The organism is Pseudoalteromonas sp. R86517, assembly GCF_042466295.1.
Lineage (GTDB): Bacteria > Pseudomonadota > Gammaproteobacteria > Enterobacterales > Alteromonadaceae > Pseudoalteromonas > Pseudoalteromonas atlantica.
In genome coordinates this window covers 169,937-179,824 of record NZ_JAXHCB010000002.1, presented here as the reverse complement: position 1 = coordinate 179,824, position 9,888 = coordinate 169,937, and the positions used below count along the sequence as shown (strand labels likewise).

Genomic DNA, 9,888 nt, shown 5'->3' with positions numbered 1-9,888 from the left:
CCTTTATTACGAAAATCACCCAATAGCCAGTTAGGATCTGGTGGAGGAGTTGACGAACCTTCTTCTTCAGCTCTAGCTGCCCGACTTAAGCGTTTCAAAAATTCAGATTTTGACTCTGTCGGACGTTTTATATCAAAACGCAGTTGATGGCTTGGATAACGATATTTGCTTGATATGTTACGGCTAGATGGATTAGGTTCAATAAAGTAAGACAGAGTTATAGTCATTTTTACTGAAACATCACCTAATTCCAAAAGCTGTTCTTTCGGCCAAGGGATATCATGAACATGCATATCTTTAGTTGATGGTTCTTTCCCTTTAATTCTTTCAAACGGTTGTAGCTCATCCTCAACAATCATTACTAACGAGTTATTTGCACTCCACAACGCTTTTCTGAGATTTGGAACACCGTAACCAACACATCTGGCTAAATGATGAGCTCGTTGCCGTGCTGTTTTCCCAGGATAGGAGAATTGACTGAGCATGCTTTCAGTCCAGTTCGCTGAATGAACGATTAAAGCTCTTACCGTTTCTGGCCATAGATTAGGATATGATGCACTTATCTCTGCGGCAAATTTTGCAGCTAACGCGGTTGCAGCACTAGTTGCATTAAATGTTGAAAATAGTCGTGTATTAAAATCATGATGAGTCGTCAAAAGCTGCAGACTTAACATAGAAGCCGCTGAGTAATCATCAACTCCCATATTTCCACCTTCAAAAACGACCTCTGGTTTAATAGGCATTGAGTTCATCCAGGTCACAGATGTGGTACTATACGGACTCAAACCACCATTGGGAGCAAGCGGAGTATAATTTTCTCCACCATCATCTGTTATCTGTGTTTTATTAGTGCATGCACCAACAGTCAAAACATTCCATGACTGACCAGGGTCATGGATATCTTGTAACTCATTGTATTGAGGGTATTCTTTTAATTGGGTTAAATTTCCTTCAGTATTGCCAGCACAAACAACAAAAAACCGTGGATATAAATTCTCTCCGCTATAGTCAACTGCCAGTGCATCTAATTCTGAGGACCATGCTGATGGTTTACCTCGATCTTTTGAATCTTTTGCAGATAGAGCAAGTGTATAAATTCGTTTTCTATCAAAATTTTCGATCTCAGATAACGAAATACCAGAAGCAGTCACTTGCCCAAGGTGTTTATCTCTGTTATCGCCGGGATAACGTAAAAGCTTAATAGATTCTAATTTGTGATTGATATTTATTCGGTCAGACGTCTCAAAAGCAGATGTCAAATCCCCCCAGATAGAAAGCCCTGCCATTGCAGTTCCATGACCATTTTCATCAGCATTATCCCAAGTAGGATCAATAACAAACATATCATTAGGATTACCAATGGCAGATAAAAGAGGGTGACCAACATTTACACCAGTATCTAATATAGAAATATATGGGACGGTATCATGATCAAAATTGTATTCAATTCTTTCAATTAGTTCCTCAACCCATTGACGCTGATCTTCTATATTCAGAGAATCAAAAAATTCAGCTGTTGTTTTTGATTTGCGTATTTCAGAGATCTTACTTAGAAGGGCAGCTGAACTTGCTAACTGTTCTAAAGATGCCCTAACAAGTAATACCGTCCTTTCCGGAAATTCAAGTGTACTATCTGATACGATTATTTCATGAATACCACAAAGCTTTTTAAAATCATTAATTACCGCAACCCGATCATCACCCACAGGTAACCATATTTCAAACCAATCAATTACCTGATTGGAAGTAGGAAATAGATCTGGATTATCTGTCCAGAGATTTTCTATAACAGTATTACGAATAGTGGAAATTGAGTTCAAAAGAACCGCGTGCTTAGGACCTGATTTATTGTCTTTACTTGAATTTAAGTATTCTGAAATTTTTTTCTCTAAAACCCCAAACTTCCCCAGCGGTACCAACACGTTTGCCACATAGATGCCGTCTTCCTTTTGAACTACGCTCAGTAGCTCTATTCCGCTTCGAACATCAGCTAATTTTTCAAATGTGATTTCAATACCAGGGAAACTTTCAAATGACAGTTGAACTCCTACAGGAGTATCTAACTCAATATTATCAATTTCTTCACTGATAGCTTCTTCGGCAACTTTTGCTAATGTTAACTGAGATGAAAGATTAGTACCGTGAGCAACTCGGTCTCTTTTTGGTATGGTAGGCGATATTATGACTTTTCTTGGATAGGTATATTTCTGTGCTTTCCCGTTTTTTCCTACAAATAAATGTTTTTTTCCTTCCATTATTCCTATCCATTATATAAATTTAAAACAAATCTTTTCTCATGTTCTTTCGATCTAAGATAGCATCTTTAACAGTGGCTAACGTGATTCGCACCGTTCCATTTATCAGCATATCTTTGATTGATTCATCCGCAGCTCGAGTGATCTCTGCACTACTCAATTCTTTAGCTATTTCTGGCAATTTTTTCCATGGAAAACTCTTTGCTACATATGGCTTAAGCCTGTTTTTAAACAAAGTTATGATTTCGTCATCTCCTGGCAATTCGTATCGGATAACATCGTCAAATCTTCTAAATAACGCATTATCCAAGATTTCAATATGATTGGTAGCGCACACGATTAAACTATTAGACTCATCCTGTTCGATCATTTGAAGAAAGCTATTTAATATTCTGCGAGCTTCACCCACATCATTCTGAGAATTCCGTTGTGAGCCTAAAGCGTCGAATTCATCAAAAAAATACACACCTCGAACATTGCTAATTGCATCGAAAACTTGTCTTAACTTAGCAGAAGATTCACCCATAAACTTAGTTATCAACGCATCAAGCCTTACTTGAAATAGAGGATAGTCTAATTCTCCAGCCAAGATTGATGCAGTAAACGTTTTACCTGTTCCAGGGGGGCCAACCAGCAGCACTTTTCGACGAGGAGACAATCCATGAGTTTTTAATTTCGTCATGAATTTTTGCTCTCTGACCAATCGCTCAAGCCGCACTTTCAAATCGTCTTTTGCAATCAAGTCAACAAGCCTATTTTTCGGCTGAGATGCAAAAAGAAGTCCACTATCATCCTGAACGCCTTTTGCAATTGAAATTGGGGCATTTTTATCTGCGGAAGACTTCTTTTTAGCTACTGTAACAAGGTCTCGCAGCTCCTGCGCAAGTTTGCCATGACCACTACGAGCTTCATGTGCTGCGACTTGCAAAGCAATAGACATAAATCGGTCGTCATCCTTTTCTAGATGCGACTGCAACAATGCTTTTAATTGCTCTGAACTGGCCATAGGACGTCTTCTTTAAAATAAAATTGATATAACACTTAACTGTTATAGTTTGACATAGTACCTTATAAACATCTATTCATTACGGTATTTTTCAAGATAGCTGTCAATAATCGGTTTATTACCGACCAATTAATTTGTCTAGATTCATATGCGTAAATGGAATCAGACCATATATTTTGACAAGCATTACTTCTTGTATGTCTAGATGAGCCGATTATCTGATTTCGTGTTTAATGCCGTAACACACTTTGGGGCAGAAACGAGTTTCGTGTGAAGGTCCGCTCATGGCACTTATGCGACTGTCAGATCTTGTCTGGACTAATACATAATTCCTTGTTAATTAGACCGACATAATCCCTTGATAATCACACTTATTCAGATAACTGGCTCATAAAGTGAAGCTTAATACTTTTCTCATGACTTAAACTTTACGACGAATTTCAACAAATATGGCCTATCAAAAGCTACTTTTATAGGCCAACTCTTACTTCGCGTTTTAGTGCTTTATTAATTGTATCGCTATAACTTGATCAAGTTCAGCAACAGTTGTGTTAGGTTTAACCTCAACTAGTTCTAACTTTAACACTGAGCAAGTGGCATCTAGCTTTATATCCCCAAGAATAAAGTTATGTATTTCTGCTTTAAAGGTTTCCGGTTTATCAAAGTCGCTCCAGTAAGCACTTTCATTTTGAATTAACGTTCCAAACTCATTAGTAGTGTCACTTGCTTCAAGGCTCGATGATAGAGCGCTCTCACCACAGCTAAGGGTAAATACTCTTGATGAGGGCTCTTGCATGTTTGTAATTAGTCTAGCTTGATAAGTACCACTTGAATTAACATTCACATTATATTTGGCCCATGCGCCTTCGTTAGTCCAGTTAGCTAGAAAGTGATTGGTATTCATTAAGTCAGCGCTAATATCCGAAGGTGATGATGCGTAAATTTGACTAAGTTTTCTATTTTTATAACCAATTTGAAAAGTAGGCATTTTCAGAGAATTAGGTTCATCCAATACTTTTTCATACCATTTAGTTAGGTACTCTTGCATTTCCTTGGCTATGCCTTTGTGTTCAGCGAATACATTTGTTGTTTCTAGTGGGTCTTTAGCTAGGTTATACAGTACAACTTTATCTTGATTACCTTCATTTTGTACTAATTTAAAATCGCCATGCCTAACAGCAAGCCTCTGCTCAGAAGCATCAGATATATCTATTCGATAATCAGAAGATAAAGGATAGTAGAACCCTGTAGGATCTAATTCGTGATAATTCACCTTTTGGGTTGAAGGTGATGCGTAAGCACTCACAATGTAGCGCTCACTTAATTCGCCGCCATTTAAAACGTTAACCAACGATGAACCATCTAGTTTTTCACTATCAAATTCAATACCTGCCCAAGTAAGAATTGTAGGATACAAGTCTTCAATTTGGCTGAGCTGCTCAGTAGTTTTAGCTGCATAATTTTTTGGCCACCGTATAAATAATGGCGAATGTATACCATTTTCCCAGTTATCTCCTTTCATACCTTTTTTATTATTTGGGTTTCTCAAGGCCCATTCATCTTCGGATAAACCAAAACGGTAACTCTTAACCCAAGGCCCATTATCACTAACAAAAATAACTATGGTATTATCACTGACCTTAGCTCTTTCTAGTGATTCGAGTAGACGACCTATATTTTGATCTAAGTTATCAATCATGGCATATAGAGAAGACATCGCTCTTGATAACCCCTTTTTTTGATATTTTTCTATAATGCTCTCAGGCGCCCGCCAAGGGTTGTGAGGTGCCATATAAGGAACGTAAGCAAAAAATGGTTTACTTTTATTCTCTTCTATAAAGTTAATCGCAAAGTCAGTTATCACTTTAGTGGCTGAGCCCTGAGTTTTTATTTCACTGCCATTTAATAAACCTACATTATCAAAATAGTTGTATAGGCTCGCATAATAAGCTTCATCAAAACCACGATCCCAAGGAAAGTAACCGTTTGTTTTTCCACTGTGCCACTTACCCCACATACCTGTTATGTAACCATTTTTTTGTAATTTTTGCGGGAGCAGTGTTTCTGATAAATCAATATAATCGCGCCCACCATGAACACCAGAAACTCCTGTTTTCATGAAATTTCTACCCGTTAATAATGAAGCTCGGCTTGGTGCGCATAAAGACGATACATAAAAATTATTAAACTGAACTGACTGGTTTGCAAGCTCATCTAAGCTAGGCGTTTGTATAATTTCATTTCCATGAATACCTAGGTCGTCATATCCAAAATCATCTACTTGTATAAGCAATATATTGGGTTTAAGCTTTTCGTTATCTGTCTCTTTAGACTCATTAATTTGTGTATGGGTACAACCACCTAGTAGCAAAATTTTTAACGCCACAATAATGAAAAATTTCTCTGCCTTCATACTAATTACTCCCTGCTTTATCTGAGCTCAACAACGTAACTGAGCCCCAATTAACCATAAAAATTATTACTTGGCTTTAAAGGGGTTACGTAAGGCTTGAAATTAAATACAACACGCCATATGAACCGGTTCATTTTAATTGTACAATCTATATACTTTTTTCTCTAGTAAGTTTTAGCTTTAAGCTTAATTAACAAAAAGACTTTATATGATATTTAAAAGAGCTTTATCCTTACCCGTATTATTTATATTTATTACGTCAAGCCTTCAGGCTTTTCTGTTTTCTTTAACCCTTCCGACGCTTAGTTATTATATTTCAGAAAAATTTTCAGCTGATGCTTTTTCAATAGGTATGTTTTTTATACTCATAGCGCTATCAGGAATAGTAATATCTCAACTAATGGGAAATTTATCAGATAGGCTTACAGATAGACGCCCTTTAATTACATTTGGGTTATTTTCAGGTGCAATAAGCTGTTACATATTTTCAGAAGCACATACATATATCGTAGCCTTACTCGCAGGGGTTACCTTTTTTAGTATTTCATTTTCCAGTATTTCTCAGATTTTTGCTCATGCCAGAGAATATGCAGAGCAAAGCTTTAATCGTAAAGAAATAGTAATGTTCAATACTAGTTTACGCGCATTATCTGCATTTTCCTGGGTTGGCGGCCCAGCCCTAGGGTTTATTTTACTTAATTATTTTAATTTTTATTCATACTATAAACTGATAGCCCTGCTCTATATTGCTTGCACAGCCTTAGCCCTTTTTGTTTTACCAGCAGCAACTATCTCATCATCAAAAGTGATGACTAATGCTAAACCCAACGCCTTGATAGCTATTGCTTTTATAGCTTTCTCACTTATGTTTGCGTGTAACCAGGCTTATATAATCGCCCTCCCCTTATATGTAACACAAGAATTAGGGTTAGATGTAAGTTGGGCAGGTTGGCTGATGGGAACCGCTGCAGCTATTGAAATTCCAATAATGCTTTTTGCAGGGTGGCTAGGCACACGCTTTGCGATATCTTCTTTAGTTTGCATAGGAGCTATTGCTCCAATTGTTTTGTACTTAGGTTTTTGGCAGGCTACTGAGTTGTGGATATTATTCCCACTTCAAATTAGCAATGCATTAATGATAGGCTTTATTGCTGGTTTAGGTATGACGTGGTTTCAAGATTTGATGCCCAATAAAACAGGTGCTGCTTCTGCACTATTTTGGAATACAACAAATGTAGGCAATATTCTAGGCGCGGTAATTATCGCTTCTTTCGCCCAGCTACTTGGCTATAGGGATGTCTATTTAATAAATACCATCATGGCAATCACTGCGACAATATTATTGCTCTATGCAGCGCGAAGAACCATGACTATTAGAGTAAATTGAAAGCGACTATTAAGAGCTTAAAATCAGATAAGTGGAACACTTAAAATATGTGTTCCACTTTAGCTATTACACAGCCCTAATTATATGCACCGCTTGCATAGTGTAACTCGTAACTGTGACTATAAATTTCGATTACATTACCAAAAGGGTCTTCCATAAAAATCATTCGATATGGTTTTTCTCCAGGGTAATAAAACCGTGGCTTCTTCATTCTCTGTTTCCCGCCAGCTGCAACTATTCGCTTAGCTAACCCTTCAACATCAGGGTCTTGAACACAAAAGTGAAACACCCCAGTTTTCCAATATTCGAAGTTATTCTCGCGGCTTTCTTGGTTTTTAAATTGAAACAGCTCTATGCCAACACGATCACCTGTAGACATGTGAGCAATGCGCAAAGAGCCCCACCCCTCACCCAGTGCGTCTGTACACATTTCACCAATATCCGAATCGTCTTCAACAATATCTGTTGGTTCCATTATTGTGTACCAACCTAGTACATCAGAATAAAACTTCACCGCTCTCTCTACGTCCGGAACAGAAATACCAATGTGAGAAAAAGTTCTTGGGTATACATGTTCACTCATATTTTTTACCTTATATTTATTGTGTGGAGCCAACAAATTAACAACAAAGTATAAGTATGAAAAATTATTATATGTTATTAAAATAATTACAAATTATAATATCAGAAGTATATATACCCTTATTATGGAACCCTATAGCTCCCCTTAATCAGTTGATATAAATAATCTTAGTAAAAATCTGATCCAGAACTCATAGCGTCTAGTTGCTAATTATACTCAATATTATTTATTACTTGGTATTAGAGGTAACCAGCTCTGTATAAAAAAGAAGAATAGGGATTAAATGAAGAAAATTTCCATCAAGATATGAGAAGTCATCCAAATAGACCAATAGGGTGATATTACTGGAAAGAAATAAATCTAAAAGCGCTTTAACATTCATAATTTACAATATTATTTTTAGTGAAAATTGCAGATCAAATTTTTACTAAGTGCTATGCCATAATGCTTTTTAATAGTCATTCCACATTGTGGAAATCTTAATATTACATCCACATTTTCTTTTATTGCACTAGCCGCTATTGATTCAAAAATTAACTTTATGAACTATTAATAATTTAGTTATTTCACATATGAGAAAGACTCTTAAATATTGAAAACTGGATAAAAAATACTTCCATGTCCACGAAATTTTGCGATCAACTTAACTTAAAGCTTATATGGTAAGCACACGATAAAACCTTAACCGCTTATTGTTATGGCTATAAGCAAAAAAGAAACTCTTATTATTATTTTAATTCTAATCCTATTACTAGATGACAATGCAGAAAAAAGCGCGATGTGGCCAGCAATATTATAAGACTTAATGAACTTATCAACTTTCATAGCTACAATTGTCTTAAATCAATCTATTCTAAAGCTGCAAAGTTATCTCAACTAAAATAGTACTTTTAAAGCTACAGAGGTTTTTACTTAACCATAGAACAAAAGCAGTATTGAGTAATTAACTAACCTAAAAATGCTTACTTATTAAGACTCTGTAAAATTTGCTTGGAGCTCTTGCTCATCTAGTACCTTGGCTTTTTCAGTTATTTTTTTATTGTGCTTATTCAAGGATAAGATTTCAGCACAGAATGAATCTGAGGGGCAAAGCTCGTATTTATAGTCAACAATATTACCTTCATCATCCTTTATATTATCGATTTCATAGCTATCTAAAATATCGGCCTCAATCAGGTCCTTCATCGTATTAGCCATATCTCGACGAATAGCTGTAAGTCGTGATTTTTTTATATCTTCACTGTCAATGGAGCCAAACTTTATCATCGTTTTTTTTAGTAAAAAGTGATGCGTTTTGCCTACACTTGCATAGCGAAACATATGATAAAGCCTCAAAGTTAGCCATCTGGATAAAGTTCTTTTAAACGATTGAGCACGATTAAAATAAAACCCTCTATAACCAATAGACTCTATTTGCTGCGACATAAACTCATTTAATACAGCAAGACACTTAACAGTTGATTTTCCTTGCTGACCACTAAAATGAATAGAGCTTAAATAATTCATTTTAGACTCACTATAGTGCTGCTCTCCCGCTTGATTGGTCACTTGGTATTTAAAATTGAGTTCACTGCCCTTGAGTATTTGAAGTGCTTGCTTTATTTCTGCAAATGATAGGGTTTGATTAACAGACTTCAGCTCGTTAGCTATTTCTTTAATAGAAAAATATACCGCATATCTGTCGCCCATTTTTCCGGAAATTTTTGCTATTTTACCTTGGCTAGCTAAACGAATAAGTGCCCTTTCTACTTTTTCTTCTCTATCTGAAGGCCAAGCAAAATAATCTTCGTCTTTTCCCACAATCAGCGCAGGGGCTATTTCCAGTTTGCCTTCATACGTAACCCCTTCTAACTTATCAGAAATACTTCGTGATACAACAACGCGATTAGGCGCTTCACTAATTTTTACCAGTTTACGCTGATTACGTATAAAACGAGACCACAAGTCATACGCATTAAAAGTGTTTGAAATAGAGTTTTCAAAGCCCGACAACGTACTTTGATTATCAATGAAAAGTGACAATTGCTCGACTTGATTTGCATTTTGAATTGTCTTAATTTCGTTTTTAATAGTATCAGGAAGATTACTCAACGAAATGTACTTTGTGGCCATTAAGCAAAACCCTGCTTATTATTATATTTATCCCCTAGGTTCTCATAACCCATAGATTACGGCAACTATGAAACATAGAGGAAAATTGATCTGAGTGTAATAAAAATCTAAATACAATTTAACAAAATGAGT

The 9,888-nt window shown here is 36.2% G+C and carries 6 protein-coding genes; 1 reads left to right on the top strand and 5 read right to left on the bottom strand.

Annotated features, from left to right (window positions below; translation table 11 throughout):
* The 3 genes from SJY38_RS16785 to SJY38_RS16775 all read right to left on the bottom strand — a co-directional run.
* Nucleotides 1-2,255 (bottom strand): S8 family peptidase (locus SJY38_RS16785; RefSeq protein ID WP_377110327.1); only part of this gene is annotated, 2,255 nt, incomplete at its 3' end.
* 22 nt (nt 2,256-2,277) lie between these two features.
* Nucleotides 2,278-3,261 carry an AAA family ATPase gene (locus SJY38_RS16780; RefSeq protein WP_182692439.1) on the bottom strand — a complete coding sequence of 328 codons (984 nt, stop codon included), beginning with the start codon at nt 3,259-3,261 and terminating at the stop codon, nt 2,278-2,280.
* A 496-nt stretch (nt 3,262-3,757) separates the two neighbouring features.
* Entirely contained in the window at nt 3,758-5,674 is a 1,917-nt protein-coding gene (locus tag SJY38_RS16775; protein ID WP_054983782.1) for a sulfatase-like hydrolase/transferase, read from the bottom strand.
* Between the two features lie 208 nt (nt 5,675-5,882).
* Here SJY38_RS16775 and SJY38_RS16770 point away from each other — a divergent pair, with 208 nt between their 5' ends.
* Nucleotides 5,883-7,061, top strand: a complete 1,179-nt coding sequence (locus SJY38_RS16770) for a sugar efflux transporter (RefSeq protein WP_377110326.1) — start codon at nt 5,883-5,885, stop codon at nt 7,059-7,061.
* A 76-nt stretch (nt 7,062-7,137) separates the two neighbouring features.
* On the opposite strand, the gene SJY38_RS16765 is transcribed toward SJY38_RS16770, so the two are convergent.
* Nucleotides 7,138-7,644, bottom strand: a complete 507-nt coding sequence (locus SJY38_RS16765; protein ID WP_054983784.1) for a lactoylglutathione lyase family protein — start codon at nt 7,642-7,644, stop codon at nt 7,138-7,140.
* A 969-nt stretch (nt 7,645-8,613) separates the two neighbouring features.
* Nucleotides 8,614-9,756, bottom strand: coding sequence for a replication protein A (locus SJY38_RS16760; RefSeq protein ID WP_273606468.1), 1,143 nt, complete (start codon nt 9,754-9,756; stop codon nt 8,614-8,616).
* Nucleotides 9,757-9,888: the final 132 nt, after the last annotated feature.

Bases quoted from the DNA above. Each gene is read 5' to 3' on its own strand.
- SJY38_RS16765 (WP_054983784.1), bottom strand. From the start codon at position 7,644: ATGAGTGAACATGTATACCCAAGAACTTTTTCTCACATTGGTATTTCT.
- SJY38_RS16775 (WP_054983782.1), bottom strand. From the start codon at position 5,674: ATGAAGGCAGAGAAATTTTTCATTATTGTGGCGTTAAAAATTTTGCTA.
- SJY38_RS16780 (WP_182692439.1), bottom strand. From the start codon at position 3,261: ATGGCCAGTTCAGAGCAATTAAAAGCATTGTTGCAGTCGCATCTAGAA.
- SJY38_RS16760 (WP_273606468.1), bottom strand. From the start codon at position 9,756: ATGGCCACAAAGTACATTTCGTTGAGTAATCTTCCTGATACTATTAAA.
- SJY38_RS16770 (WP_377110326.1), top strand. From the start codon at position 5,883: ATGATATTTAAAAGAGCTTTATCCTTACCCGTATTATTTATATTTATT.